Annotated in this window: 20 protein-coding genes; 8 read left to right on the forward strand and 12 right to left on the reverse strand. The window is 58.8% G+C overall.

The window, feature by feature from the left end; genetic code table 11:
• Nucleotides 1–23: 23 nt before the first annotated feature.
• Genes M4NBBH2_RS03005 through M4NBBH2_RS03020 form a run of 4 tightly spaced genes read right to left on the reverse strand, consistent with a single transcriptional unit; the run spans nt 24 to nt 4,575 of the window.
• Nucleotides 24–1,664 carry an NAD(P)-binding protein gene (locus M4NBBH2_RS03005; RefSeq protein ID WP_235005607.1) on the reverse strand — a complete coding sequence of 547 codons (1,641 nt, stop codon included), beginning with the start codon at nt 1,662–1,664 and terminating at the stop codon, nt 24–26.
• Nucleotides 1,657–2,727 carry a thiamine pyrophosphate-dependent enzyme gene (locus M4NBBH2_RS03010; protein WP_022444225.1) on the reverse strand — a complete coding sequence of 357 codons (1,071 nt, stop codon included), beginning with the start codon at nt 2,725–2,727 and terminating at the stop codon, nt 1,657–1,659. The genes M4NBBH2_RS03005 and M4NBBH2_RS03010 overlap by 8 nt, the downstream gene beginning before the upstream one ends.
• Before the next feature lie 16 nt (nt 2,728–2,743).
• A complete protein-coding gene (locus M4NBBH2_RS03015; protein WP_116269643.1) occupies nt 2,744–4,006 on the reverse strand; it encodes a transketolase C-terminal domain-containing protein in 1,263 nt (420 codons plus the stop codon).
• Nucleotides 4,006–4,575: a 2-oxoacid:acceptor oxidoreductase family protein gene (locus M4NBBH2_RS03020; protein ID WP_022444223.1), complete on the reverse strand. Its 570-nt coding sequence runs from the start codon at nt 4,573–4,575 to the stop codon at nt 4,006–4,008. The genes M4NBBH2_RS03015 and M4NBBH2_RS03020 overlap by 1 nt, the downstream gene beginning before the upstream one ends.
• A gap of 365 nt (nt 4,576–4,940) precedes the next feature.
• Between M4NBBH2_RS03020 and M4NBBH2_RS03025 the strand changes: the two genes are divergently transcribed.
• The 4 genes from M4NBBH2_RS03025 to cydB all read left to right on the forward strand — a co-directional run bounded on the left by M4NBBH2_RS03025 (nt 4,941) and on the right by cydB (nt 8,491).
• Nucleotides 4,941–5,366 carry a DUF1801 domain-containing protein gene (locus M4NBBH2_RS03025; RefSeq protein WP_238691366.1) on the forward strand — a complete coding sequence of 142 codons (426 nt, stop codon included), beginning with the start codon at nt 4,941–4,943 and terminating at the stop codon, nt 5,364–5,366.
• 201 nt (nt 5,367–5,567) lie between these two features.
• Nucleotides 5,568–5,795, forward strand: a complete 228-nt coding sequence (gene cydP / locus M4NBBH2_RS12320; RefSeq protein WP_116269645.1) for a cytochrome oxidase putative small subunit CydP — start codon at nt 5,568–5,570, stop codon at nt 5,793–5,795.
• Nucleotides 5,792–7,345: a cytochrome ubiquinol oxidase subunit I gene (locus tag M4NBBH2_RS03035; RefSeq protein WP_116269646.1), complete on the forward strand. Its 1,554-nt coding sequence runs from the start codon at nt 5,792–5,794 to the stop codon at nt 7,343–7,345. The genes cydP and M4NBBH2_RS03035 overlap by 4 nt, the downstream gene beginning before the upstream one ends.
• Before the next feature lie 12 nt (nt 7,346–7,357).
• Complete coding sequence (gene cydB, locus M4NBBH2_RS03040) at nt 7,358–8,491, forward strand: cytochrome d ubiquinol oxidase subunit II (protein ID WP_116269647.1); 1,134 nt, start codon at nt 7,358–7,360, stop codon at nt 8,489–8,491.
• Between the two features lie 229 nt (nt 8,492–8,720).
• On the opposite strand, the gene M4NBBH2_RS03045 is transcribed toward cydB, so the two are convergent.
• Nucleotides 8,721–9,272, reverse strand: a complete 552-nt coding sequence (locus M4NBBH2_RS03045; protein WP_116269648.1) for a YaeQ family protein — start codon at nt 9,270–9,272, stop codon at nt 8,721–8,723.
• 88 nt (nt 9,273–9,360) lie between these two features.
• Between M4NBBH2_RS03045 and M4NBBH2_RS03050 the strand changes: the two genes are divergently transcribed.
• From M4NBBH2_RS03050 to M4NBBH2_RS03065, 4 genes are all read left to right on the forward strand, one after another.
• Nucleotides 9,361–9,981 carry a hypothetical protein gene (locus tag M4NBBH2_RS03050; RefSeq protein ID WP_116269649.1) on the forward strand — a complete coding sequence of 207 codons (621 nt, stop codon included), beginning with the start codon at nt 9,361–9,363 and terminating at the stop codon, nt 9,979–9,981.
• A complete protein-coding gene (locus M4NBBH2_RS03055) occupies nt 9,978–10,634 on the forward strand; it encodes a response regulator (protein WP_116269650.1) in 657 nt (218 codons plus the stop codon). The genes M4NBBH2_RS03050 and M4NBBH2_RS03055 overlap by 4 nt, the downstream gene beginning before the upstream one ends.
• 5 nt (nt 10,635–10,639) lie before the next feature.
• A complete protein-coding gene (locus M4NBBH2_RS03060) occupies nt 10,640–11,947 on the forward strand; it encodes an ATP-binding protein (RefSeq protein ID WP_116269651.1) in 1,308 nt (435 codons plus the stop codon).
• A gap of 150 nt (nt 11,948–12,097) precedes the next feature.
• Entirely contained in the window at nt 12,098–13,579 is a 1,482-nt protein-coding gene (locus M4NBBH2_RS03065) for a Do family serine endopeptidase (protein WP_116269652.1), read from the forward strand.
• Between the two features lie 48 nt (nt 13,580–13,627).
• Here M4NBBH2_RS03065 and M4NBBH2_RS03070 read toward each other — a convergent pair whose 3' ends face one another.
• The 7 genes from M4NBBH2_RS03070 to M4NBBH2_RS03100 form a co-directional block, all read right to left on the reverse strand.
• Nucleotides 13,628–14,284, reverse strand: a complete 657-nt coding sequence (locus M4NBBH2_RS03070; RefSeq protein WP_116269653.1) for a TetR/AcrR family transcriptional regulator — start codon at nt 14,282–14,284, stop codon at nt 13,628–13,630.
• Nucleotides 14,285–14,305: 21 nt separating this feature from the next.
• The gene (locus M4NBBH2_RS03075; RefSeq protein WP_116269654.1) at nt 14,306–15,760 is read right to left on the reverse strand and encodes an efflux transporter outer membrane subunit; all 1,455 of its coding nucleotides are present in this window, start codon (nt 15,758–15,760) and stop codon (nt 14,306–14,308) included.
• 3 nt (nt 15,761–15,763) lie between these two features.
• Entirely contained in the window at nt 15,764–18,913 is a 3,150-nt protein-coding gene (locus M4NBBH2_RS03080; protein WP_116269655.1) for an efflux RND transporter permease subunit, read from the reverse strand.
• 18 nt (nt 18,914–18,931) lie between these two features.
• Complete coding sequence (locus M4NBBH2_RS03085) at nt 18,932–20,173, reverse strand: efflux RND transporter periplasmic adaptor subunit (protein WP_238691367.1); 1,242 nt, start codon at nt 20,171–20,173, stop codon at nt 18,932–18,934.
• Between the two features lie 276 nt (nt 20,174–20,449).
• Complete coding sequence (glmS, locus tag M4NBBH2_RS03090; protein WP_116269656.1) at nt 20,450–22,282, reverse strand: glutamine--fructose-6-phosphate transaminase (isomerizing); 1,833 nt, start codon at nt 22,280–22,282, stop codon at nt 20,450–20,452.
• 11 nt (nt 22,283–22,293) lie between these two features.
• Nucleotides 22,294–23,649, reverse strand: coding sequence for a bifunctional UDP-N-acetylglucosamine diphosphorylase/glucosamine-1-phosphate N-acetyltransferase GlmU (glmU, locus tag M4NBBH2_RS03095; protein ID WP_116269657.1), 1,356 nt, complete (start codon nt 23,647–23,649; stop codon nt 22,294–22,296).
• A 230-nt stretch (nt 23,650–23,879) separates the two neighbouring features.
• Nucleotides 23,880–25,352, reverse strand: coding sequence for a high affinity choline transporter 1 (locus M4NBBH2_RS03100; RefSeq protein WP_116269658.1), 1,473 nt, complete (start codon nt 25,350–25,352; stop codon nt 23,880–23,882).
• Nucleotides 25,353–25,666: the final 314 nt, after the last annotated feature.

Here is a 25,666-nt window from a genome sequence, read left to right on the forward strand (position 1 = left end):
TACCGATATCAGAAGATCCGGACTCAGATCTCTTCCTTCTTCATATCGATCGCGCCGCACGGACACTCGTTCGCGCAGATGCCGCAGCCCTTGCAGAACTCGTAATCGATCTTGTAGCCGCGGCCCGGGCCGAGCTTCTCAATCACATTATCCGGGCAGACACCGTAGCAGTTGTCACACTCGAAGCAGTTGCCGCAGCTCATGCAGCGGCGGGCTTCGTAAAGCGCGTTCTCTTCGGTGAGGCCCTTCAGCACTTCCTCAAAGGTCGTCTGACGGCGGACCATATCAAGCATCGGGCGGACCGTCTTCGGAGCGTCCGAGAAGTACCACGTGTTCAGATTGCTGAATTCGGCAGGCTTTCCGCGATAGGGTTCGGCGTACTTCTCGCCGCGCAGCCAGGCATTGATCGCGCGGGCAGCTTTCTTGCCGTGTCCGATCGCGACCGTCACGTTGCGGGCGCCTTCAATCGCGTCGCCGCCCGCGAAGACTCCGGCCTTGCCGGTCATCAGCGTGTCGTCAACCTCGATGCTGCCGTCCTTCGTCTTCACTTCCGAAAGACCTTCAATGAAGGAGAGGTCCGTCTGCTGGCCAAGCGCGAGCACGACGGAATCCGCAGTGATCGTTTCAAATTCGCCGGTCGGCTTCGGGGAGCCGTTCTCATCAAGCTCCATCTTCTCAATGCGGATTTCGCCGCCTTCGGCGTCCGCAATGGTGGAGAGCCACTTCATCGTGACGCCTTCCTCGATAGCTTCCTCAATTTCGAAGCTGTGAGCCGGCGCCTTCTGGCGGGTACGGCGGTAGACCATCAGAGGCTCGGCGCCGAGACGCTTCACGGTACGGGCCACGTCGACCGCGGTGTTGCCGCCGCCGTAGACCACAACGCGGCGCCCGAGCATCGGCTTCTCTTCGCCTTCCATCGAGCGGAGAACAGAAACCGCGTCAAGGATGTGAGCCGAGTCACCGGCCGGAATATAAGCGCGGCGGGCCAGCTTCGCGCCGACACCGAGGAACACGGCGTCATAGCCGCCGGCCTTCATTTCGGCCTCGAGATCCTGCACTTCGTGCGACAGCTCAAGCTTCACGCCGAGCTTCACGATGCGGTCGATTTCCTTATCGAGAATGTCACGCGGCAGACGGTACTTCGGAATGCCGTAGCGCATCATGCCGCCGGCTTCAGGAGCCGAATCCACCACCGTCACCTGATGCCCGAGGAGCGTCAGATGATAGGCGGCGGAGAGTCCGGCAGGACCCGCGCCGACCACAAGCACCTTCTTTCCGCTCGGCTGAGCCGGCACAGGCGACGCCCAGCCCTTCTCGAGAGCCTCGTCACCGAGGAAGCGTTCAACCGAGTTGATGCCGACCGATTCATCGAGCTGACCGCGGTTACAGGCAGTTTCGCACGTGTGGTAACAGACACGGCCCATCACGGCGGGGAAGGGATTATCTTCCATGATCTTCCGCCACGCGGCCTCGTAGCCGCCATCCTCCGCGAGGAACAGCCAGTCGCGGCAGCGTTCCCCGGCGGGGCACGTCGCGCTGCAGGGCGGCTCGTGGAAGTTATAGGCCGGCTTCAGCGTACGCCACGCGCCCGTATGGTTCTCGAGCGACGTGAGCGGCTTCAGCGTAATCGCAAACGGCGTTTCATCATTGATTTTTTCAGACACTTTCTGCATCCCCCTTCGGGCTCACCAGGCTGCGGAACAGTCCCTCAGGATGCTCCTCGGCCTCTTCGGTCAGACCAAACTTTTCGATATTGCGGTTCGCCATGCGCTGCAGACGGGCCACCGTTTCCGGATCTCCCTTCTTGCCTAGCAGATGGGCGAAGCGCTTCTGCAGCTTCAGATACGCCTCAACCGGCGTGGGACGGCGAATCTTATAGGATCCCGTGATTTCTCCGTTCTCAGCCTCGAATACCGGGAAGATGCCCGTTTCCGCGGCGAGACGCGCCACTTCAACGGTCTTATCGGAGGCGAAGCCCCAGCCGAGCGGGCACGGAACGAGAATCTGGATATAGCGGGCACCGTGCATGGACATCGCCTTGCGGACCTTGCGCTCAAGGTCATGGAGGTCCGCCACCGTAGCGGTCGCGACGTACGGAATGCCGTGCGCCATGGCGATCAGCGGCACGCTCTTGCCCTGGCCGAAATTGTTGCCTTCGTAGCCCGGCTGCGGCATCGTCGTCGCGGTACGTGCGGTCGGGGGCGTCGCGGAGCTGCGCTGCACGCCCGTATTCATGTACGCCTCATTGTCGTAGCAGATATAGAGCACATCGTCATTGCGGTCGAACATGCCGGAGAGGCAGCCCATGCCGATATCGGTGGTGCCGCCGTCACCGCCCTGGGCGATCACGCGGACCGGGGGCTTCCCGTCCTTTTTCGCACGGACCCGATAGGCCGCGGCCATACCGGTCGCGACAGCCGCCGCGTTGCCGAAGAGCGAATGCAGCCACGGCATTCTCCAGGCGCTTTCCGGATACGGCGTCGAGAAGACTTCTAGGCACCCGGTAGCGTTCGTCACGGCGATCCGGCCGTCGGTTTCTTCCATCGCCGTGTCCAGCGCGTAGCGGGCGCCGAGGGCCTCGCCGCAGCCCTGGCAGGCGCGGTGTCCCGATTCCAGCGAATTGAAGCGCTTGGTTGAGCTCTGCAGTGTCTTCAGTTTCTCATCCAGAAGCCGATTACCAACCGTAAAGGTGCCGGTCTGATAAAAATGGATTCTTGACTCTTCCATACTGGCCTCCTAAAGCCTACTTGGACGCAGCCTGAGCTGCGCTCCTGCGACCAACATCCTTCAGCATCTCTTCTGCTGCAGGACCGGAACGGCGGGTCTTCGCCTCGCGCGCGAGCTGGTTTTCAACGAGTTCACGGTCGAGATCCATGAAGAAGATATCCGGGAGCTTCCCGGCCGCCGCGTCCTTCAGCGTCGCCTTGATGCTGTGGCGCGTAATCGCGCGACCGCCAAGGCCGGCAATCACTGTATTCACGGCGGTGCCCGTGCCGCGGAGCGCGGATTCCACTTCCATGCCGAGAACACCGCGGCTGCCCGGGGTCACCGTGCGGTCGATCACGACCACGCGGGACGCGCCTTTCAGCGCTTCTCTCACCGCGTCATACGGGAACGGACGGAAGCTCTTCAGGCTGACAACACCCACGTTGAGGCCTTCATCCCGGAGCTCATCCACGGAATCCTTGATCGTGCCGATGCAGGAACCCATGCCGATCACGCGGATATCCGTGTCTTCGGTACGGTACGTGGAGAGGAGACCGCCGGAGCGGCGGCCGAAAATCTTTGCAAACTCTTCCTGCACGCGGGGCAGGACTTCAAGCGCCGTATTGAAACGGTGCTGCGCAAGGTAACGGACTTCGGTAAACGCTTCCGGTCCCACCATGGCGCCGATCGACACCGGATCCTCAGGATCGAGCACCTGACGCGGCTCATAGGGCGGGAGGAACTGATCCACCTGCTCCTGGGACGGAATATCCATGCGTTCGAGCGCGTGCGTCAGAACGAAACCGTCCATGCAGACCATCACGGGGAGCGACAGCTCTTCGGCGATACGGAAAGCCTGAATATGGAGATCGACCGCTTCCTGATTATCTTCAGCAAACAGCTGCAGCCAGCCGCTGTCGCGCTGGGAGAGAGAGTCCGACTGATCGTTCCAGATGTTGATCGGGGCGCCGATCGCGCGGTTCGCGACCGTCATCACGATCGGAAGACCGAGACCCGAGGCGTTATAAATTGCCTCAGCCATGAAGAGCAGGCCCTGGGAAGCCGTCGCTGTATAGGCGCGGGCACCGGCGGCGCTTGCGCCGATCGCGACGCTCATCGCGCCGAATTCACTCTCCACATTGAGGTACTCGCAGTCCTCAATCTTTCCCGCGCGCACCAGGCGGCCGAGCGCCTCAACGATATGGGTCTGGGGGGAAATCGGATAAGCGCAGACGATATTGGGGCGGCACAGGGCCACAGCCTGCGCGACGCCCTGCGAACCTTCCAGCTGCTTCAGCATTATTCTTCTCCTCCATTCTTGATAAAGTCCCAGGCCCCGCGCGCGACATCCGCGTTCGCCTGAGCGACCTTACCGGAATATTTCTGACCGTAGGCCGAGTTGATGCTTTCCAGCTTCAGCATGCCCGTCATCGCGGCAAAGCCCGCCAGCATGGCGGCGCCCGGCAGCGGGCGGCCGATGAACTTCAGCGCGAGATCCGTCGCGGGAACCGTCTTCACGTGTCCTGCGGGGAGCCGCTTCACCAGTTCGCCAAGCCCGATCTCTTCCGGGGACGAGGCGCTGTTCACGAGAACATAGCCTTCGGGGTTCAGACCGCTGAACACATCCACCGAGTCAATCAGCGTTCTGTCCTGCACCAGCACGACATCCGGTTCCTCAATCGGCTCATGAAGCCGAATCTCATGATCACTGAACCGGGCAAAAGCGGTCACCGGCGCGCCCGTGCGCTCGGAACCGAAACTCGGGAAGGCCTGGGCGAAATGTCCTTCCATGAAAGCTGCCAGCGACAGCATTTCCGCGGCAGTTACGACACCCTGCCCTCCGCGGCCGTGCAAACGAATCTGAAACATAAATGTGCGACCTCCGCTGTATGACGGATTTACGGCATATATTGGTATACCATTTCATTATCGCCTGTAATGCTAAAGAAAAAGACCTTTGATTGCCATACTTCGATAGAACAATTTCTATTTGAGAATCAATATCATTTAGGCGCTGCAGAGACCACGGGATCAGACTCCCGTTTCTTCGTTACGTTCTCTTCTATTTCCTGCCGAAATCACCTTAATAGCATGAAGGGAAACTGATAATTTGTTAAAATTCATCCCTATCGCTATTGAAATTCGGTCTATTTTCTGGGGGTGTCTGAATGGTTCCAACAGCAACGACGGTAGGCGGTTTTCTGCAAACCCTGCCTCCCGATCGGCGCGTCGCTATGGCACGCGTTTGCAGTCTTATCCGCCGCAACGCGCGCGGCGTGCATGAGAGCATGCGCTACGGTCTGGCGTTCTATGAATATGAGATGAATCCGCTGTTTGCTCTGGAGCCTGGCGAAACCAGCATGACGCTGTATATCGCTGAACCGAAGGTGCTCGAGAACTACGAAGGCAAGATTCCCGGCGTCAACACCGAAACCTGCTCGATCTTCTTCGACAACCTCAACCGGCTGCCGCTCGATGTCGTCGAGAAGGTGATCCGTGAATCTATCGTCTCGCGCCAGGAGCGGCTCCGCGAAAACCAGCCGGTTCCCGGCCAGGACGAGCTTCTGAAGATCTGGCAGATCAAAGCCGAGGCCGCCGCGGTGCCTCCCCCGATCATTCATATCCCGGTCGCCCCTGCCGAAACCGAGCAGAAAGAGTAAAAAGAGTACACAGAAAACGGGTTTTCCCGTATAAAATCCCCCGAAAAATCTTCGGGGGATTTTTTTTGCCTGATTCGCCTTCTTTGAGCGAAGTTAATCGATTTTAAGTGCTATTTAAGATGAAACAACTACTTTCATAATTTACTAAGTTTCATCATTAGGCTATTATTTTCTCAAGTTCGCCCTTCACAAAAAATACCCATGAAAAAAGGCACACGGAAAGACCAGGAAAAGCATCTGACCCTTCACCTCTGGCTCGTGATAGGGGTAAAGGTTCTCTGTATTTTTCTTCTTTGGCTGGTTTTCTTCTCACCCAGTCACAGACCTGATACGTCCGCGACTGCCGTGGGGAACGCCATCCTGGACCGGCCGATTTCGGATGCTCAGACTTCGGCTTCTGAGTCCAGCCTTCACAGAGACATACCATGATTACACCTGAACTTGTAGACCTGTCGCGATTGCAGTTCGCTGTCACGGCTCTTTACCACTACCTCTTCGTCCCGCTCACTCTCGGTCTTTCCATGATCCTCGTGGCCATGGAAGGCTGTTATGTGGTCACGGGGAAAGAAATCTATAAAGACATGACCCGATTCTGGGGCAAGCTCTTCGCGATTAACTTCGCCATGGGTGTTGCTACCGGTATCACCATGGAATTCCAGTTCGGCACGAACTGGGCCTACTACTCGCACTACGTGGGCGATATTTTCGGCGCCCCGCTCGCGATTGAGGCTCTGGTGGCGTTCTTCATGGAATCCACTTTCGCCGGTCTTTTCTTCTTCGGCTGGAAGCGTCTGAGCCGCCTGGGGCACTGGGTCTGCACGTTCCTCATGGCTCTCGGCACGAACATTTCCGCCATGTGGATTCTGATCGCCAACGGCTGGATGCAGTTCCCGAAGGGCTCCGTCTTCAACGTTGAAACGATGCGTATGGAGATGGACAGCTTCTGGACCATCATCTCGAGCGAATGGGCTCAGGCCACGTTCACCCACACGGTGAGCGCCGGCTACATGACGGGCGCTGTCTTCGTGATGGCTATTTCCGCCTGGTACCTGCTCCGCAAGAGAGACGTTGAATTCGCCAAGAAGTCCCTCATGATCGCCTGCGCGTTCGGTCTCGTGACCTCGCTCTTCACGATCCATCAGGGCGACGAATCCGCCTACCTCGTGACCCGTGACCAGCCTGAGAAGCTCGCCGCCATGGAAGCGATCTGGAACACGGAATCCACCCCGGCTCCGATTACGGTTTTCGCCATTCCGGACTCTGAGGCCCGCACGAATCACGCTGAGGTGAAGATTCCGTGGATTCTCGGCCTGATCGGTACGCGTTCTCTCTCCACTCCGGTTCCCGGCATCAATCAGCTGATTGAACGCAACGTTGACCGCATCACCCGCGGCAAGGAAGCCGTCGTGGCTCTCGAAGCCCTCCGCGCCTCCCCGAAGGATCCTGCGCTCCTCGCGAAGTTCAAGGAAGTCCAGCCTTACCTTGGCTATGGTCTCCTGCTGCGTAAGTACACGAATGATGTTGCCAATGCCACGCCTGAAGTGATTCAGGAAGCCGCGGCTCACACCATTCCGTCTGTCGGTCTGATCTTCTGGAGCTTCCGCGGCATGGTGGTCAGCGGTCTGCTGATGATCGTGCTCTTCCTGGCGGGTCTCATTTACTCGGTCAAGGGTTCTGTGGACAAGAAGTCCTGCTATCTGACGGCTGCCATGATCGGTATGCCTCTGCCCTGGATCGCGAATGAACTCGGCTGGGTGGTGACCGAAGTCGGCCGCCAGCCCTGGTCCATCTACGGCATGCTTCCTGTCGATCTCTCGGTTTCGTCGCTTACCGCCGGATCCGTGTTCGGCTCCCTCGCCGGTTTCATCGTGCTGTACTCCTGCCTGATCGTGGTGGAAGTCTGGCTGATGAAGAAGTTCGCAGGTCTCGGGCCCTCTTCGCTCGGCACCGGTCGCTACTTCTTTGAAAACCACAGATAACCGGAGAATGCCATGATTGACTATGAAATCCTGAAATTGATCTGGTGGCTCTTCATCGCCGTCCTGCTCACTGGCTTCGCCATTATGGATGGCCAGGACATGGGCGCGGGAACCCTCCTCCCCTACCTCGGTAAGACCAACGAGGAACGCCGCATCATGATCAACGCCGTCGCCCCGCATTGGGACGGCAACGAAGTGTGGCTTCTTACCGGTGCCGGCGCCATGTTCGCAGCCTGGCCGATCGCTTACGCGACCGCGTTCTCAGGCTTCTACTGGGCGCTGCTCATCGTGCTGTTCATGCTGATCTTCCGCCCGGTGGCCTTCGACTACCGCAGCAAGGTTGACAGCACCAAGTGGCGCACCCTCTGGGATACGCTCCTCTTCCTCGGCTCTGCCGTCCCGCCGATCATCTGCGGCGTCGCTTTCGGCAACCTGCTGCAGGGCGTGCCCTTCCGGATCGACACCACGATGCGTGTCTACTATGAAGGCTCGTTCTTCGCGCTGCTCAACCCGTTCGCTCTGCTCTGCGGCGTTGTCAGCATCGCGATGGTGATCATGCACGGCGCCAACTACCTCGCCCTGAAGACTGAAGGTGACCTGCAGGCGCGTTCCGCCCGCGTGTCCACCCTGAGCTCGGCCGCGACTTTTGTCCTCTTCGCTCTCGCCGGCATCTGGCTTGCGATGGCGATTCCGGGCTATACGGCCACGGGCCTGGATCCGGCTGGCTTCCCGAACCCGCTCGCGAAGTCTGTGGCGATCGGCGGCAGCTGGTTCGACAACCTCTCCGCTCACCCCTACTTCTATCTGCTTCCTGCCCTTGGCCTGCTCGGCTCCCTCCTGAGCGTCGTCTTCGGCAAGGCCGGCAAGTGGGGTTCCGCGATCGTTGCCTCTTCGGTGGCGCTCCTCGGTATCGTGCTGACGCCGTTTGTCACCATGTTCCCGTTCGTGATGCCGTCCTCGCTCGACCCGGTCTCCAGCCTTACGCTCTGGGACTGCACGAGCTCCCAGCTCACGCTTGAAATCATGTTCTTCGTCACGCTGATCTTCCTCCCGCTCGTTGTGATCTACACGAGCTGGGCCTATCACGTGATGAGAGGCAAGGTGACCCACGAGTACATCTCGGAAAACTCTCACAGCCTCTACTGATGAATCCGGGAGGCGCTGAAAATCCTCAGCCGCCTCCCCACTGAAAAGGACATAACATGAGCTACTTTTACTGGATGGCTATTCTGGGGCTGGCAATCTGCCTCTCCATCGTCGTTTCCGTAGCGAAGGACTTCATTAAGAAAGACTGAGGTCTCAGCTGATCGATAAATAAGAAAGGCACCCGTCAAGGGTGCCTTTCTTTTTGCCGGAATCCGGAGCGGGGACGCGCTTACTCTGTCGCTTCCTTCATCACAGCCGGATGAATCTCAATATTGCTACCCTGGGCGTCCGCTACCCAGACCACGCGGTCCTGGACCGTGACCGCGATACGCATATGGCGCCGGGCCAGAGCGGCGAGTGCTTCAAATTCCGCGTCTGTCACACTGTAAATAGAAAGCTTCCCGATCTTCTCCAGGTCTCCGCGGCAGGATTCCCACCAGGCTTTGATACGGTCTTCGCCGTAAGTCATGACAGCCACATGGGAGCTTCGGCTCGCGGCCTTCCGCAGCTGCTTCACAGTGGGCACCCCGAGTTCAACCCAGAGGCTGATCCAGCCCGTGTCATCCGTATCCGCGAGCGCCGGCTCCCCTTCCTTGGAGAGGCCGTCAGCGAAACGGATCGTATCGCTGTCCCAGAGGCAGTAGCAGAGCAGCCGAAGCATCATCCGTCCCTCGGTTTCCGAGGGATGGCGGGCCACCGTCAGAATACGGTTCGCGTAGTAATTGCGGTCCAGATTTGAGATATCCAGTTCCGCTTTATAAATAGAAGCACCCAGAGCCATAAAAATTCATCCAGAATAAGCGGGGGAGAGCTTACCACGTTGATTCCCGTGTATTTGCTTCCGTATCCTGTTTTTTTGTGATCCGTCCATGCCTTCTTTCGATCTGATGACCTATCCGGATTTTCCGGTGCTTGTCGCCCGCTGGGGAATCTGGTTTCTCGCCGCGCTGACGCTTCTCGGAAGCGAAACCGTCGTGGCGCTTGCCGGATTTCTCTGCTGGATCGGCATCCTTCAGGCGCCGCAGTCTTTCACCGCGGCGTTTCTCGCGGCTTTTGCCGCGGACGTGATCTTCTACTTCGCGTTCCGGAACCGTGCGGACTCTCCTGTAGCCCGTTTTTTCGTATCACAGACACTGCTTGAGAGGCGGCTCCCGCTTTATCGGGAAACGCTTCCCGCGGTGCTCTTCTACCGTTTCCTTCCGCAGAAGAAAGCCCGGTTCCCGCTTCTCGCGGCCCAGTCCCCGACACTCACCTCGGTCCGGTTCCTGATTTTCGCCGCCATTGGGTCTCTGCTCTGGGCCTCCGCCATTCTCGCGATCGGCGGCATTATGGGGGCTGCGACAGAAGCCGTCGCCGGAAGCCGTTCCGCCATCTGGAACCGCCTCCCCGGCTTTCTCCTTCTGATGATTATGATTTTTCCTCTTATTCGTTTTATCCTGTTATACGAAATGGATAAGATCACCGCGCTGAGGCAGAGTAAAAGAAAATGAGAATCCTCCTTGTTGAAGATGACCCGATGATCGGCGAAAGCGTCTCCGAGTGGCTTCAGGGAGACGGATACGCCGTCGACTGGCTGCAGGATGGCGACTCCGCGCTGCTCGCACTGCATACAACGCCCTTTGCTCTCGTCATTCTGGATCTCGGTCTTCCGGGCCGCGATGGACTCGAGGTGCTGAAGGAAATCCGCTCCAAGGAAAGCCATATTCCGGTTCTGATCACGACCGCGCGTGACACCGTGGATGACCGTATCGCCGGGCTCGATTCAGGCGCGGATGACTATCTGATCAAACCCTTTGACCTTGAGGAGCTCTCTGCCCGCATCCGCGCGCTGCTCAGGCGCTCTGCCGGCCGGGCGGATCCCCTGATCACACGGGGCCGCCTCACGATCAATCCTTCCACCCGGGAGGTGACCTTCGACGGGAAGCCAGTCATTCTCTCCGCGAAGGAGTACGCCCTTCTGGAAGCGCTCGCTGAACGGAAGGGGCTTGTGCTGTCACGCGTCCAGCTGGAAAGCAAGCTCTACAACTGGGACTCCACCGTAGGCTCAAACGCGATTGAGGTGCATATCCATCACCTCCGCAAGAAGCTTTCTGAGGACGCCATCAAGACGGTGCGCGGCATGGGCTACATTCTGGAGACCTGAAGAGCATGGGGTCTATCCGCCGAAAGCTGCTCTTCACCCTGATCTTTACGGAGCTTCTGGCCGGTATCGTCGCCGCCTGGGCGTCGTTCTACACTGCGCAGTCGCAGTTCGATCAGTTCCTTGACTCGGAGCTGAAACAGATGGCGACCGCGCTGGCTAAGCGCGGCAACATTCCGCCTTCGAGCCTCACCCTCGTCGGAAGCAACCCGGAGCACCGGATTCTCGTCCAGGTCTATGAGTCAGGCAGCAACTCTCTTTTTCTCTCCGCGAAGACTTCCCCCTTCCCGATTCTCGAGCGTGAGGGGTTCTCGGACATTCAGTATGAGGGAGCCGCCTGGCGCGTCTTCACGACGACCGCCGGTTCCGAAATCATTGAAGTCGGACAGCCTGAGTCTGTCCGCGTGAGCCTTGCCGCGTCCGCGTCGCTTGAAATTCTGCAGCCGCTTCTCATTCTTCTGCCGCTCACCGCGATCATTGTGTGGCTGATCGTAGGGCAGGGTCTCGCGCCGCTCGACCGCACAGCGCGAAGCGTCGCGAGCCGTTCTCCCGAGTCCCTGAAACCGATCAGCACCGAAGGGCTCCCCGCTGAGCTCCGGGGGCTCGTGAACGCCATCAACAGCCTCATGGAGCGCCTTTCCGCGAGCCTCGAGTCGCAGCGCCGTTTCGCCTCAGACGCGGCGCATGAGCTCCGTACGCCGCTCACCGCGATCAAGCTCCAGGCGCAGCTCGCGAAGCGCGCGAAAACCCCTGAGGCGCTCGCGAAGAACCTCTCGCGGCTTGATGAAGGCATTTCCCGCGCCACGCACCTGATTGAGCAGCTCCTCACGATCGCGAGGCTCGACCCGGATTCCGCGAGGCGGCCTTTCGAGCGGGTCTCCATCGGGGAGCTTCTCTCCACCGTGCAGCATGATCTTGAGCCGATCGCGGGCGAAAAATCGATCACGATCACCGCGGCCCCTTCTGACCTCACGATCCGCGGCATGAAGGACGCGCTTCTCATGATGGTGACAAACCTCACCGATAACGCGATCAAGTACACGCAGGAAGGCGGCCGGATCGAGCTCACCGCGCTTCAGGACGGCTCCCGGATCCTCGTCCGGGTGTCCGATAACGGCCCGGGAATCCCGGAAAAAGACCGTGCCCGCGTGTTTGAGCGCTTCTACCGGGCGCTTGGCACACATGTATCCGGAAACGGTCTCGGGCTTGCCATCGTGCAGCGAATTGCGGAAATACATCATGGACATATCGATGTAAAGGACGGCCTTGACGGGCGGGGGACAACCATGGAAATCAGTTTCCCCTCAGACAGTTAAAACCGATTGGCTTTGTTACAAATTCAGGAATCGGTTCACAACCTGAAAAGCGCAGTTCCCTTTTTTTCCACTATCTTTCTTCTATCCATTCAGAAGCGGTTCGAAGCGGTCTGTTCGAGTCGCCCAGGCAACCAATTAGGAGATTTTCAGGTGATTTCTTCCAAATTTATCAAGCCGGCCCTGGTGGCGGCGGCAATTGCAACAGCGCTTGCCGGCGGTGTCTACACGGCTTATGCCAAGAGCACTCCGGTTCAGGACGCTCCGGCCGCTCCGATTGTCAATCAGTCGAAGCTGCCTGACTTCACCGTTCTCGTGGATCACTACGGCAAAGCGGTCGTCAACATCTCGATGGTGAAGAAGGCCCATAAGGAAAAGGTGGACAGCCCGTTCGGCAATCTGCCTCCGGACCAGGCTGAAATTCTGAAGCGTTTCGGTTTCCCGATCTTCGGTGGCAATGGGGGTGAACGCACGGTCCCTGAGGAGCGCGGCACGGGTTCCGGCTTCATCATCAGCTCCGACGGTCTCATTCTGACGAACGCCCACGTTGTGAACGGCGCTGACGAAATCACGGTGCGCCTCACCGATGACCGTGAGTTCCGCGGCAAGGTTCTCGGCCTCGACACGCAGACCGATATCGCGGTGGTGAAGATCAACGCGAAGGATCTGCCCTATGTCCGCCTCGGCAACAGCGATAACGTGAAGGTCGGTGAGTGGGTGGCCGCTATCGGCAGCCCGTTCGGTCTCACGAACTCGGTGACCGCCGGCATTGTGTCCGCCAAGTCCCGCAATCTGCCGGACGAAAACCTCGTTCCGTTCATTCAGACTGACGTGGCCATCAACCCCGGCAACTCCGGCGGCCCGCTCTTCAACATGAACGGCGAAGTGATCGGCATCAACTCTCAGATCTTCTCGACCTCCGGCGGCTCGATGGGCCTCTCCTTCGCGATCCCGATCAATATCGCGACCCAGGTGAAGGACCAGATCCTGAAGAACGGCAAGGTGACCCGCGGCCGCATCGGTGTCATGATCCAGTCGCTCACGCCTGAACTCGCAAGGGGCTTCGGACTGCCTGAAGACACGAAGGGCGCTCTCGTCTCGAGAACCGATAAGGACAGCCCGGCCGCGAAGGCCGGCCTCCAGTCGGGCGACATCATTGTGGGTGTCGATGGCACGCACGTGAAGAACTACAGCGATATTCCGCGCCAGATTTCGTTCGCGAAGCCGGGTTCCACGGTGAAGCTCACCGTGATCCGCAATAAGAAGGAAATCACGGTTCCGGTGACCGTGGGTGTGGCTGACGGCAAGACGAATACGCTGAAGGCCGGCGAAGAATCCGATACGCCGAAGGCTGAAGCGAAGGCCGGTAAGCTCGGCGTTTCTGTCCGCCCGCTGACCGCTAAGGAAGCGAAGAAGGCCGGCACTTCGGGCCTCCTCGTCGGGAATGCCACGGGTGCCGCGGCGTCCGCCGGCATCGCGAGCGGTGACGTGATCGTCGCCGTGAACGGGCAGCCTGTGAAGACCGTCTCCGATCTCTCGAAGGCGATCGAAGGCAAGAAGCAGATCGCTATCCTCGTGCAGAGAGGCGGTGATCAGATCTATGTCCCGGTTAACCTGGATTCGTCTGAAGACTGATCGGTACCGGTAAATGAAAAGCGCCAGTTCAATGAACTGGCGCTTTTTTTATGCTTCTTTTTCCGCTTTTCCCTTGGCTGACGGTTTCCCGTCATTCTTCTCAAGATAAAGCAGGATATCCGTTAGGATCGGAAGTACGGTCTTCGGCTCAAACTCCGGATCCATGCCGGTATAAAACACGAGTCCGTCGAGGAAGGCCCCAACCACCACAAGGCGCTTTTCCAGATCAGCCGGCGGCTCAACACCGTGCTCACGGTAACAGGCCACCGCCTGCTCCATCAGGTGTTTACGCCCCGCGCGGTCCGCTCTCCGGATGCACTCCGCGATCTTTTTATTGCGGAAGCTTTCAGCCGCAATTTCGAACATCAGAGCGCGGTCTCCGCAGGTCAGGCGATCCTCGATCTGCTGACCAATGCTCTCCTGAACCTCTTCGCGATGGATATCCGGATCCGGATTCCACCGGATTCGGATGGTGTGAATGTAGTTATCAAGCCACCGGTTCACAATCGCTTCGATGACGTCTTCCTTGCTGTCGAAGTAGTTGTAGATGTGGCCTGCGCTCATTCCAAACGCCTTCGCGATGGAGCTCATGCTGGCGGCGTGGAAGCCCTTCTCCCGGAAGCAGCGGATAGCGGCGTCGAGAATTTCTTCACGACGCTGTGCTGCCTTTGGGCAGACTCTCGATCTTCCGGAAGAAGTGCTCATAACGGCTTCTTGCCTCCCTGTTCAGGCTGGGGGGGCGATTTCCTGACCGCCGCCCAGCACCTTGTAGAGCGTCACAATGCTGACAGCGCGGGCGAGGCGGGTGGAAATCTGAGCCTGCTGCGCGGAGAACATCGTGCGCTGCGAGTCGAGCACCGCAAGGAAGTTATCCACGCCGTGCTTATAGCGGAGATCCGCCACATCGTAGGCAGCTTCAGCGGCCTTCACCATTTCATCCTGCGCTTCCACGCGCTTCGTGATCGTGCTCTCCGTGGAAAGCGCGTCATTCACTTCGCGGAACGCCGTCTGAATAGCCTTCTCGTAAGCGGCGACCTGTTCCTTCTGATAGATCTTCGCCGCTTCAAGATTGGCTTCATTCGCGCCGCCCGTAAAGATCGGGAGCGAAATCGCCGGGGCAAAGGACCACGTGCCGCGGCCGCCCTTGAAGAGGTTCGACATATCGGTGGAGAGCGTGCCGATCGAGCTCGTGAGCGTAATGCTCGGGAAGAACGCGGCACGGGCAACACCGATATTGGCGTTCGCGGAGCGGAGGCTGCGTTCAGCGGACGAAATGTCCGGACGGCGCAGCAGCACCTGCGAGGGGAGTCCGGCCGGCATCGTGGCGGGCAGCGTCGCGCCGAGCTCGATCTTCTTCGGAAGGAGATCGGCAGGCACTTCAGCTCCCACGAGGAGACGCAGCGCGTTCTGGTCCTGCTCGAGGCTCGCGATCGCCGTCTGAACGGCGATCTTCGCCGTTGCCACAGTTTCCTTCGCCTGGTTCAGTTCGAGGCGGTTTGAGGCACCGGCGTTGTAGCTCTTTTCCACGAGACCGTAGGAGGCCGTCTGGCTTTCGAGCGTACGGCGGGCAAGGTCAAGATTGGCCTGGTCCGCGCCGATCGAGAGCCACTCGGTCGCCACTTCGGCGATCAGCGTGTTCTGGGCACTGCGGCGGGCGTCTTCGCCAGCGAAGAACGCCTGCAGGGCCTGCTCATTCATATTGCGGATCTTCCCGAAGAAATCAATCTCATAGGAAGACATCGCGAGGTTCGCCGCATAGACGTGCGAGTGACGCGGGTAGCCAGGCTGGATCGCGTCAATCGAAGAGCGCGACTGCGTGGCGGACGCCTGAGCCCCGACCGTCGGGAAGAGCTCGGCGCGCGACACCCGGTAGAGCGCCCGCAGGCGTTCCACTTCGAGCATCGACTGACGCAGATCGCGATTATTCGCAAGCGCAAGTTCAATCACCTTGCGGAGCCGTTCATCGAGGAAGAACTTATCCCAGGTGACGAGCTCCCCTTCCTTCACCCCGGCATCCCGGGGTGAGACCGCCCAGTCCTGACTGGTTTCAGTCGGGGCGGCCGGCTTCTCATAGCGCGGAGCAAGGTTCAGGCAGCCTGTCAGCATGAGCGCGGCAGAGGCCGCGCTGGCCGCTAAAAACGTCCGACGCGCGAGACGCGGAGCAAAAACTTTTTCAGACATGAATTACTTCTCCTGAACATTCTCTTTAACATCTTCCGGCAGCTGACGGCGGCGGGTGCGGAAGAGACGATTCACCACCACGTAGAACATCGGGACGAAGCCCACGCAGAGGATCGTGCCCGTGATAATGCCGCCGAGCACAGCCATACCGATTGCGTTCTGAGCGCCGGCGCCGGCACCGTGCGCGAGCACGAGCGGCACAACACCGAGGCCGAAGGCGAGTGACGTCATCACAATCGGGCGGAAGCGCAGCTTCACGGCATCGAGCGACGCTGTTATCAGGTCTTCACCTGCGTCGTAAAGCATCTTCGCGAATTCCACAATCAGAATGGCGTTCTTAGACACCAGGCCGATTGTTGTCAGCATGCCCACCTGGAAGTACACGTCGTTGTGACCCCCGAGGAGCGCCGTCATCGCAAGCGCGCCCAGCACGCCTGTCGGCACCACGAGAATGATGGAGATCGGAATCGTCCAGGATTCATACAGTGCGGCAAGGCAGAGGAACACGACGAGCAGAGACAGCGCGTAAAGCGGAGCGGCCGCCTGGCTCGCCATCTTTTCCTGATAGGAAACGCCGTTCCATTCGATCGAGAACCCGCTCGGGAGCTTGCTCGCGATCTCTTCAACCGCCTGCATAGCCGTACCGGAGGAAACGCCGACAGCCGCGTTACCCTGAATGTTCACGGCCGGATTCGCGTTGAAGCGCTCCAGACGCGGAGAACCTGAGGTCCAGCTGCCGGTCGAGAATGCCGAGAACGGCACAAGCCCGCCGGAGCTGTTTCTCACGTACCACTGGGACAGATCGGCGGCCGCCATGCGGTAGTCCGGATCGCCCTGCACGTAAACGCGCTTCACACGCTCACGGTCAATGAAGAGGTTCACGTAGGAACCGCCCCAGACAGTGCTAAGCACCGTGTTCGCCGCATCCAGCGAAATACCGTAGGACTGAAGCTTCTCACGGTCCATTTCAAGCTTGTACTGAGGCGTATCTTCCATGCCGTTCGGACGGACGAGACGCAGTCTCGGATCCTGGTTAGCCATGCCGAGGAACTGGTTACGGACCTCCATCAGTTTCTGATGGCCCTGGCCGCCGCGGTCTTCGATATACATATCAAAGCCGTCAGCAATACCGAGTTCCGGAATAGCAGGCGGAGCGAAGAAGATGATCTGCGCGTCCTTGTACTGCGAGAGCGCGATATTCGCCTTCAGCGCGACAGTCTGCGGATCCGTGCCTGCCGCCGTACGGTCAGCCCAGTCCTTCAGCTTGACGAAGCCGAGACCCATATTCTGACCGCCGCCGGCAAGCGAGAAGCCCGCCACCTGGAAGACAGAATCCGTTACATCCTTACGAGTTTTCAGGAAGTAATTGCGGATCGCATCTTCAGCCTTCGTGACATGCTCCTGCGTGCTGCCTGCAGGTGTCTGCACCGTGAACATCAGTGAACCCTGATCCTCATCCGGAACAAAGGATCCCGGCAGTTTCATGAAGCCGAAGATCACGCAGGCCCAGATGACGGCGTAGCCGACAAACGTCAGAGCAATGTGGTGATGCGTCCAGAGCACGAGATCACGCACCCAAGTCGACACGCGTTCGAACCCGCGGTTAAAGGCACCGAAGAAACCGCCCTTATGCAGGTGATTATTGTCAATCGGCTTCAGAATCGATGCGCAGAGCGCCGGTGTCAGACTCAATGCCACCAGCACTGAGAGCAGCATGGCTGACACGATCGTGATTGAGAACTGACGGTAAATCACGCCGGTCGAACCGCCGAAGAACGCCATCGGGATGAACACAGCAGACAGCACCATGGCCACACCGACCAGTGCCCCGGTAATCTGCGTCATCGATTTGATCGTTGCCGTTCTGGCATCGGTTCCGTCTTCACGCATCACACGCTCGACGTTCTCCACCACCACAATGGCATCGTCCACCAGCAGACCGATCGCCAGCACAAGGCCGAACATTGTCAGCATGTTGAGCGTAAAGCCTGTTGCCTTCAGAATGGCGAATGTACCGAGCAACACCACCGGCACGGCCACGGTCGGAATGAGCGTCGCGCGCCAGTTCTGCAGGAAGAGGAACATCACGATGATCACGAGGATGATTGCCTCGATCAGCGTCTTCACCACTTCCTTCATGGCGGCCTTCACGAAAGGCGTCGTCTCATACGGATAAACGACCTTCATGTGCTGCGGGAAGTAGCGGCTCAGTTCCGTGATCTTCGCTTTCACCGCGTCAGCCGTCTGAATAGCGTTTGCGCCGGCGGACAGATAAATCGCGATACCGGAGGACGGCACACCGTTATAGGAACCAACCACATCGTAGGACTGGCGGCCCAGCTCAATGCGGGCCACGTCGCTCAGCCGGACAACGGTACCGTCAGAGGCAGTCTTCACGATGACACGCTGGAACTCAGGAACCGTCTTCAGGAGGGACTGCGCCGTGATGGTTGCGTTCAGCTCCACAGGCTTATCCTTCGGGTGAGGCAGACCGCCAAGCTGGCCGGCCGTCACCTGAGCGTTCTGAGCCTGAATCGCTGTCACCACGTCAGTTGCCGTGAGGCCGTAGGCGTAGAGCTTATGCGGATCAAGCCAGACACGCATGGCGTAAGAGGCGCCGAACACCGTCGTCTGACCGACCCCCGTAATACGGGAGACCGGGTCCTGAATGGTATTCACCAGATAGTCGCCAAGGTCACCCGCGTTCAGGCTGCCGTCATCGGAGGTGAAGCCCACCACCATGAGGAAGCTCGCCGTGGACTTCTGCACCTGGATGCCAAGGCGGGTCACCGCTTCCGGCAGCATGGCTTCAGCCATAGAGAGCTTGTTATTCACCTGAACCTGAGCGATATCAGCGTTCGTGCCCGGAGCAAACGTGAGCGTCATCGACATACGGCCGGTGCCGTTCGATTCATTGCTCATATAGATCAGGCCGTCGAGACCGACCATCTGCTGCTCAATCACCTGAGTAACGGTGTTCTGCAGCGTTTCAGCCGAAGCGCCCGGGTAGTTCGCGACCACCGTCACCTGAGGCGGCGCGATCTGCGGATACTGCGACACCGGCATGGTGAAGATCGACAGCGCGCCAGCCAGCATCAGCACGAGCGCGATGACCCATGCAAAAATCGGCCGGTCAATAAAGAAACGAGACATTTCTATTTCCCCCGTCGATTAATGCGAGGCGGTCTGAGCGGCTGCGGAAGAGGCAGGAGCTGAAGCCGGGGCAGAGGCGGCGGGAGCGGAAGCCGCGGCAGAGCCTTCAGACGGAGCGACGAGCGCACCAGGGCGGACCTTGCCGATACCTTCAACGATCACACGGTCGCCCGCATTAAGACCGGAATTCACGATCCACTGATCACCGATCGCTTCGCCCGTCTTGATCGCGCGCTGCTCAACCTTGTTGTCCTTATTCACCACAAAGACATACGGATCGCCGCGCATATCGCGCATCACAGCGTGCTGGTTCAGCGTAATGGCCTGGGGAATATCGCCGCTCGGGAGAACCGCGCGGACATACATGCCAGGAAGGAGCGTGCCCTTCGGATTCGGGAATTCGGCGCGGAGCGTAACCGTACCGGTATCCGTGCCGACCGAAACGCCCTGGAACGTCAGCTTGCCCGTGATCGGGTACACCGTGCCGTCCTCAAGCATGATCTTCACCGGCGTGGAGCCGTCGGAAAGCTTCTTCAGACGGCCGGAGGCGAGTTCCTCACGCAGCTTCAGGAGCTCGGCAGTCGTCCGCTGGACGTCCACATAGATCGGATCGAGCTGATGAATCACCGTCATGCGCTGCGACTGATAAGCCGTCATCAGGGCGCCAGGCGTCACTTCGGAAATCGATACACGGCCGGAAATAGGAGCCCGGACGTATGTGTACTGAACATTGATCTGAGCGTTAGTGAGGGCCGCGCGGGCAGCCTTCACGGCAGCTTCATCAGTACGGACCTGGGCCTGAGCCGTATCGTCCGACTGCTTCGAAACCGCGTTCTCCTTCACCAGGGTAGCGGAACGGGCCGCGTTGGCGCGGGCGAGCGCAAGCGCTGCCTCAGCCTGGGCGAGAGACGCCTTGGCGCTCTGCACATTCGCGTTATAGACCGACGCGTCAATCTGATAAAGCGGCTGACCGGCCTTCACCATCTGTCCTTCGGTAAACAGCCGCTTCTGCAGCACGCCGTTTACCTGAGGACGGACTTCGGCGATCCGGTAGGACACCGTACGGCCTGAAATCTGTTCCTGAACCTGTACCGGATGCGGCTCAACTGTCACGACATTAACCGGCACCGCGTGCGCGGCCGCGGCGGCGGCCCCAGCTCCAGGCCCTGCGGACTGCTTGCTGCAGCCAGCGGTCATCGACACTGCGGCGATGACGGAAAGGGCAAGGGCTGTAAATTTGGATATCTGTCGTACCTTCATTTGCATGATCCCCACGACTTTGACTCTTTATAGTAGTGTTTATTAAATGAATTCAAGCGTTTAATTAATCAGTTTTCTTACCGGGAGCATCTCAGAGGGTACAATGCCCCCGCGCGCCGAGAAAAGCTGAACGAACGCTCAGTTATAACTTTGAGCATTGTAAGCAGGTTTAAATTCTGACTGAGACTGTAAGTGTAAGTAATAACCCTTAAAAATAAAAAAGCCGTGTCCCTTCTTTTCGGGACACGGCTTTTCAGTCTGGCATCCGGTCTGGAGTTATTCCACTGTCACGGATTTCGCGAGATTTCTCGGTTTATCGACGTCCGTTCCTCTCACGATTGCGGTGTGATAGGCAAGGAGCTGAAGCGCGACGACGTAAAGAAGCGGCGAGAGATCGCCGTAATTCTCGGGAAGCCTGATCACATGCATACGGTCACTCGGATCGATCGAGGAGCCCGCGTCCGCGAAGACGTAGAGCTCTCCCCCGCGGGCGCTTACTTCAGCCATGTTGGCCTTCAGCTTTTCAAGCAGACGGTCATTCGGCGCCACCGTAACAACCGGCATTGAGGAGTCTACGAGCGCAAGGGGACCGTGCTTCAGTTCCCCGGCCGGATAGGCCTCGGCGTGGATGTAGCTGATTTCCTTCAGCTTCAGAGCGCCTTCAAGCGCCACCGGATAGTGGATTCCGCGGCCAAGGAAAAGCGCATTCTGCTTTGAGGCGAAGATATCAGCGAACCCCATGATCTGAGGCTCGAGCGCAAGCACTGACTGAATGGCTGCCGGCACATGGCGGAGGCTCGCGAGACGCGTCACCTCGTCCTCCGGAGTCAGTCGGCCGCGCATCTTCGCGAAGACGAGCGTCATCAGGTAAAGTGCGGCGAGCTGCGTCGTAAAGGCTTTCGTGGAGGCCACTCCGATCTCGGCACCGGCGCGCGTGATGTAATGCAGCTTGGTGTTGTGAACCAGAGCGGACGTCGCGACATTGCAGATCGCGAGCGTCATATGCATGCCGAGCGACTTCGCGTGTTCCAGCGCGGAAAGCGTATCTGATGTTTCTCCCGACTGGGAAATGCAGACCACCAGCTGATCCTCATGAGGAACCGACACGCGGTAGCGGTATTCACTCGCGATCTCCACATCACACGGAATGCCGGCAATCGCTTCAAGCCAGTATTTCGCGGTAAGACCCGCGTAGAAACTCGTGCCGCAACCCAGAATCAGAATCCGGTTCACTTTCCGGAACACCGACTCCGCGTCAGCGCCGAAAATCGAAGGCGTGATGCCGGCCACCCCCTCCAGGGTGTCAGCGATCGCGCGCGGCTGCTCGAAAATTTCCTTCTGCATATAGTGACGGTACGGTCCAAGCGCGACGTCGTTATCGTGAGCCGAAACGATCTTCACCTCACGGTCAACCGGAACCGCGCGACCATCCTCCGTCGCGCGGAAAATCCGGGCAGAGTCAGGCGTAATTTCAGCAATATCGCCTTCCTCAAGGAAAATAAACCGTTCCGTCACGCCCGCGAGCGCAAGCACGTCAGAGGCGAGGAAGTTCTCCTTATCCCCGAGCCCCATGACGAGCGGAGAGCCGCGGCGGGCACCTACCACCACGTCAGGCTGCTTCGTGCAGCAGACAGCCAGACCGAAACTGCCGCGGAGACGCGACACAGCCTTCGCCACGGCATCGAGCAGATTGCCTTCAAAGTAACGGTAGACGAGATGCGCAATCACCTCGGTATCCGTCTGACTCGTGAACTCATATCCCTCAGACACGAGCTCCGCCTTCAGTTCGGCATAGTTTTCAATAATGCCGTTATGGACGAGCGCGATCGTGTCGTGCGAAATCATCGGATGGGCGTTCCGGACCTCAGGCGCTCCATGCGTTGCCCACCGGGTGTGGGCAATACCGACACCGCCTGAAAGCTTTTCCTCATCAGCCTGACGGATCAGGCTCGCAACGCGCTGAACCGTACGGGCCCGGTGAAACGCGCCGTCGGACTCAATCACCGCGATGCCGCAGGAGTCATAGCCGCGGTACTCAAGCCGCCGCAGGCCTTCAAGCAGGATCGGAGTGATATTCCGGCGGCTGGAAGCCGCAACAATACCGCACATATCTTTGTTCCTTATTTCTTTACGGGACGATGCCAGCCGTCGATCGTGACCTGGCGGGCCCGGGAAAGAGTTAGTTTACCTTCCGGAGCATTTCGGGTCAGGGTTGTGCCGGCGCCGAGTGTCGCCCCCTTCCCCACTTCGACCGGAGCGACGAGCTGCGTATCGGACCCGATGAAGGCGTCATCACCGATCACCGTCCGGAACTTATTCACACCGTCGTAATTGCAGGTAATCGTGCCGGCACCGATATTGACACCGGATCCCATCGTCGTGTCGCCGATGTAAGAGAGGTGATTCACCTTGCTCGCCGTGCCGATCGTGGATTTCTTGATTTCGCAGAAGTTGCCAATATGGGTTTCGCGGCCAAGCTCTGCCCCCGGACGCAGCCGGGTGAAGGGGCCGACCTTCGCTTCCTCACCGACCACAGCGCCGTCAGAATGTGTGAACGCCTGGATCACCGTGTCAGCCTCTACCCGGGTATTGCGGATGACGCAGTAGGGACCCACATGAACCCGGTCACCGAGCACCACATCCCCCTCGAAAACACAGCCGACATCAATAAAGACATCGCGTCCACACCTGAGGGTGCCGCGGATATCAATCCGGGCAGGATCCGGCAGCGTGACACCGGCGTCAAGCAGCTCCTCCGCGAGACGCTTCTGCAGGGCACGCTCTGCACAGGCTAGCTGCCTCTTGCTGTTCACCCCCATCACCTCAGCCTCGTCACTCACCGGGAAGGACGTCACCGGGACGCCATCCTTCACGGCGAACTCGATGAAATCGGTCAGGTAGAACTCGTGCTGCGCGTTATTGTTCGTCATGCGGCCGCACCAGTCGCTGAGCCGCTCGGTCGGAAGAGCCATGATACCGGTGTTTATTTCGTGGATCGACAGCTCTTCGGGCGACGCGTCCTTCTGCTCGACGATTCGGGTTACCTGGCCGTTCTGCTTCACAATGCGGCCGTACCCCGTGGGATCAGCGAGCTCAACAGTCAGAATGCCGACACCGTTTCCAGTGGCTTCGCAGAACTTCGAAAGCGACTCAGCGCGGATCAGCGGCACATCGCCCACAAGCACGAGAGTCTGCTTTTCCGCGGGATCAAGCTCTGAAAGCGCACAGCGCAATGCGTCACCGGTACCCAGAAGCGCTTTCTGCTCTGCGAACCGGATCTCGGAAATCTCTGCGAGAGCCGCTTTGACGCGTTCACTCCCATGGCCGATCACGACGACAGTGCGGGCGGGGCTCAGCGCGGAGGCAGTGCGGATAACGCGGGACACCATCGGCTCTCCGGCAACAGGCTGAAGCACCTTCGGCAGATCCGAATGCATGCGCGTACCCTTGCCTGCCGCCAAAATCACGATATTCATTTGTTTTCTTCCCAGGAGACCGGCCGGAAGCCGCTCCCGATTTCATTCTTCTGGTTCAACAACCCCGCAGTCCTGCGGACCTCTTGACTCCGGTTTCAGCTGTCTCAGCGATTCGCCCTAGCCAAAACGGAATACTCAATCGGAAACATTCTAAATAAGAAAGGCGCCTTTCTCCATGGAAAGACGCCTTTCAATGCCAAAGCAGCAGGGCCGGAGGCCGGCCCTCAGTCTCAGCGGGCCGTCACAGCGCGATACTCCACGCGCTTGCTTTCGCGGGCCCAGAGGGCAACATAGCGGCGGTTGGACTTCACCGGGATCAGGGAACCGCCGATCATGCCGATGCCAGCCACGATGAAGCCGCCAAGCACGCTCGGGAAGACTTCGCCAAGCGGGGTCACCGTGAGGATGATCCAGGTCGCGCCGCCAAGGAGGATCGACGAAATCGCGCCGAGGCGGGTCGCCTTCTTCCAGTAGAGGCCCATCACGAGCGGCCAGAAAGCGCCGACCACCGGGAACTGGTAAGCCATGGCCACCATGTCATAAATCGCCGTGCCTTCAACCGAGAGGGCATACACGAGGACGAGCAGCGTGAACACCAGAACCGTGGCGCGCATCGTGCGGATTTCGTTCTTCTCGCTGATGTGCGTGAAGTTCTTCAGCACGTTTTCCACAAAGGTGGTCGACGGAGCGAGGATCGTCGCGGAAGCGGTCGACATCACAGCCGAGAGCACAGCGCCGAAGAAGAGGACACGGAGCCACATCGGCATGTAATCGCGGATCATCGTCGGCAGAAGCTGCTGCGGATCTTCAGCGAGCATGCGGCCGGACACATCCGGCATCACAAGGATCGAAGCCACCACAATGAACATCGGCACCATCGCGAAGAAGATGTAGAACACGCCGCCGATAATCGGGCCGGCAACAGCGATCTTCCCGGACTTCGCGGACATCACGCGCTGGAACACGTCCTGCTGCGGAATGGAACCGATCATCATCGTCATGGCAGCGGAAATCCAGAAGAGCCAGCCGTGAACCGACATTTCAGGAAGCGCGTGGAAAAGATGACGGTTATTCGCGTAGGTAATCACCTTATCCGCGCCGCCCGCCATGTCACCCGCCACGAAAGCGATCACAACGAGGCCGACGACAATCAGAATCATCTGGAAGAAGTCAGTCAGCGCAACGGACCACATGCCGCCGTACATCGTGTAAAGCAGCACGACCAGCGTACCGATCACCATGCCGAGCGTCACCGAAATCGCACCTTCCGTTACCAGGTTCAGCACGAGGCCGAGAGCGGAGACCTGAGCCGCCACCCATCCGAGGTAAGAGAGGATGATGAAAATCGAGCACGCGAGTTCAACGCCCTTCCCATAGCGATGGCGGTAGAAGCTGCCGATCGTGAGAAGGTTCATCTTGTAGAGCTTGCCGGCAAAGAACGCGCCGACAAGAATAAGTGCCATACCGGAGCCGAACGGCTCCTCGATCACTCCGGCAATTCCGCCCTCAATAAAACGACCGGGAAGACCCAGCACCGTTTCAGAGCCGAACCACGTAGCGAACGTAGCAGTAATTACCATGGCTAGCGGCAGTGAACGACCAGCAAGAGCGTAGTCCTGCGTCGTTTTAACGCGAGTTGCGGCATAGAGACCGATTCCGATGGAAACGGCCATATAGAGCATTACAAAACCAATCAGAGACATTGCCCCATATCCCCCGTGAAAAACGAAGAGTTGCCGGAAAAAATATTCCTAATAAAAGCGTGCGTGGATTTTAAGAATCACACGAAAAATGTGAACCCGCTGAGGCCCCAAATACCCCGAAAAATGTCCCAAAGTTTCATCGAGATCAAACTTTAGGAAATGAGTGAAAAAAATAGGGGATGGCAGCGATCAAAAAACGTGCAGAACACTGTGTTTCCTCAGCATATTTTTACTCTTTTTCAAAAGAAAAAACCCGGCAGATTTTTCTGCCGGGTTTCTTGTGGAGGGTGAGGAAAATTTTGTGGGTGACTCTG

Origin of the sequence: Mesosutterella multiformis (genome assembly GCF_003402575.1) — a bacterium.
Classification (GTDB): Bacteria; Pseudomonadota; Gammaproteobacteria; order Burkholderiales; family Burkholderiaceae_F; genus Mesosutterella; species Mesosutterella multiformis.

Coding starts and splice junctions, on each gene's coding strand:
- M4NBBH2_RS03010 (WP_022444225.1), bottom strand. CDS start 2,727: ATGGAAGAGTCAAGAATCCATTTTTATCAGACCGGCACCTTTACGGTT.
- M4NBBH2_RS03015 (WP_116269643.1), bottom strand. CDS start 4,006: ATGCTGAAGCAGCTGGAAGGTTCGCAGGGCGTCGCGCAGGCTGTGGCC.
- M4NBBH2_RS03020 (WP_022444223.1), bottom strand. CDS start 4,575: ATGTTTCAGATTCGTTTGCACGGCCGCGGAGGGCAGGGTGTCGTAACT.
- M4NBBH2_RS03025 (WP_238691366.1), top strand. CDS start 4,941: ATGGCACGCGTTTGCAGTCTTATCCGCCGCAACGCGCGCGGCGTGCAT.
- cydP (WP_116269645.1), top strand. CDS start 5,568: ATGAAAAAAGGCACACGGAAAGACCAGGAAAAGCATCTGACCCTTCAC.
- M4NBBH2_RS03035 (WP_116269646.1), top strand. CDS start 5,792: ATGATTACACCTGAACTTGTAGACCTGTCGCGATTGCAGTTCGCTGTC.
- cydB (WP_116269647.1), top strand. CDS start 7,358: ATGATTGACTATGAAATCCTGAAATTGATCTGGTGGCTCTTCATCGCC.
- M4NBBH2_RS03045 (WP_116269648.1), bottom strand. CDS start 9,272: ATGGCTCTGGGTGCTTCTATTTATAAAGCGGAACTGGATATCTCAAAT.
- M4NBBH2_RS03050 (WP_116269649.1), top strand. CDS start 9,361: ATGCCTTCTTTCGATCTGATGACCTATCCGGATTTTCCGGTGCTTGTC.
- M4NBBH2_RS03055 (WP_116269650.1), top strand. CDS start 9,978: ATGAGAATCCTCCTTGTTGAAGATGACCCGATGATCGGCGAAAGCGTC.
- M4NBBH2_RS03060 (WP_116269651.1), top strand. CDS start 10,640: ATGGGGTCTATCCGCCGAAAGCTGCTCTTCACCCTGATCTTTACGGAG.
- M4NBBH2_RS03070 (WP_116269653.1), bottom strand. CDS start 14,284: ATGAGCACTTCTTCCGGAAGATCGAGAGTCTGCCCAAAGGCAGCACAG.
- M4NBBH2_RS03075 (WP_116269654.1), bottom strand. CDS start 15,760: ATGTCTGAAAAAGTTTTTGCTCCGCGTCTCGCGCGTCGGACGTTTTTA.
- M4NBBH2_RS03080 (WP_116269655.1), bottom strand. CDS start 18,913: ATGTCTCGTTTCTTTATTGACCGGCCGATTTTTGCATGGGTCATCGCG.
- M4NBBH2_RS03085 (WP_238691367.1), bottom strand. CDS start 20,173: ATGAAGGTACGACAGATATCCAAATTTACAGCCCTTGCCCTTTCCGTC.
- glmS (WP_116269656.1), bottom strand. CDS start 22,282: ATGTGCGGTATTGTTGCGGCTTCCAGCCGCCGGAATATCACTCCGATC.
- glmU (WP_116269657.1), bottom strand. CDS start 23,649: ATGAATATCGTGATTTTGGCGGCAGGCAAGGGTACGCGCATGCATTCG.
- M4NBBH2_RS03100 (WP_116269658.1), bottom strand. CDS start 25,352: ATGTCTCTGATTGGTTTTGTAATGCTCTATATGGCCGTTTCCATCGGA.